The sequence below is a fragment of the Pseudomonas sp. BF-R-01 genome (assembly GCF_019946615.1).
GTDB classification, from domain to species: Bacteria; Pseudomonadota; Gammaproteobacteria; order Pseudomonadales; family Pseudomonadaceae; genus Aquipseudomonas; species Aquipseudomonas migulae.
On the sequence record NZ_JAGYFX010000221.1, the window covers coordinates 1 to 1,259 of the forward strand.

Here is a 1,259-nt window from a genome sequence, read left to right on the forward strand (position 1 = left end):
AGGGGGCGGGAAAAGGCTGGGTGCGGTACATATTGCTTGCGCGAGAGACTTGACAGGAAGCCGGTAAAAAAGCGCTTAATCGACCTGTCGCCCGCCTCTAAAAATAACACTGGAGCTTCAGATGACCGCTTCGCCTGAAATGGCAGTCAGTTCGGCCAACTCAACCCTGGATTTTGATTCTCTCGTCCTTTTGCTCGAACGCATTTTCGTTCGTCACGGCACCTCCGCCGAAGTCGCCAGGGCACTGGCCCTCAACTGCGCCGGTGCCGAACGCGATGGCGCCCACAGTCATGGCGTGTTCCGCATTCCCGGTTACGTGTCGACGCTGAAAAGCGGCTGGGTCAATGGCCAGGCCGTGCCGGTGGTTGAAGACGTGGCGTCGGGTTTTGTCCGGGTCGACGCCGGCAATGGCTTCGCCCAACCGGCGCTCGCCGCCGCACGCGCCTTGCTGGTAGAGAAGGCCCGCAGCGCCGGGATCGCGGTGTTGGCGATTCGCAATTCCCATCACTTCGCGGCGTTGTGGCCGGACGTCGAGCCGTTCGCCTATGAAGGGCTGGTGGCGTTGAGCGTGGTCAACAGCATGACCTGCGTGGTGCCGCACGGTGCCGATCGCCCGCTGTTCGGTACCAACCCGATTGCCTTCGCCGCTCCGCGCGCGGACGGTGATCCGATTGTCTTCGACCTGGCCACCAGCGCCATCGCCCATGGCGATGTGCAGATCGCCGCACGCAAGGGTGAGCGCTTGCCCGCGGGCATGGGCGTGGACGGCCTCGGTCAGCCGACCCAGGACCCGAAAGCGATTCTGGAGGGTGGGGCGTTGCTGCCGTTTGGCGGGCACAAAGGTTCGGCGTTGTCGATGATGGTGGAGCTGTTGGCGGCGGCGTTGACCGGCGGCAATTTCTCCTTCGAATTCGACTGGAAAAACCACCCTGGTGCCAAGACGCCATGGACCGGCCAACTGTTGATCGTGATCGATCCGAGCAAGGCCGCCGGGCAGAGTTTTGCCGAGCGCAGCCAGGAACTGGTGCGGCAGATGCACGGTGTGGGGCTCAAACGGTTGCCGGGTGATCGCCGCCATCATCAGCGCGCCAAGTCCAACGCTGATGGTATTCAGCTGGATGCGGATACGCTTGCGAATCTGCGCGAACTAGCCGGAATCTAGCGTTAAAACACGGACTTTGTAGGAGCCGGCTTGCCGGCGATGGCGGCGGATCAGCCGATATAGATGTTGGCTGATCGACCGCTATCGCGGGCAAGCC

The 1,259-nt window shown here is 62.5% G+C and carries 1 protein-coding gene; it reads left to right on the forward strand.

Annotated features, from left to right (window positions below; genetic code table 11):
• Positions 1-121 precede the first annotated feature (121 nt).
• Positions 122-1,162, forward strand: coding sequence for an Ldh family oxidoreductase (locus KGB27_RS31355; protein WP_192416258.1), 1,041 nt, complete (start codon positions 122-124; stop codon positions 1,160-1,162).
• Positions 1,163-1,259 lie beyond the last annotated feature (97 nt).

Bases quoted from the DNA above. Each gene is read 5' to 3' on its own strand.
- KGB27_RS31355 (WP_192416258.1), top strand. From the start codon at position 122: ATGACCGCTTCGCCTGAAATGGCAGTCAGTTCGGCCAACTCAACCCTG.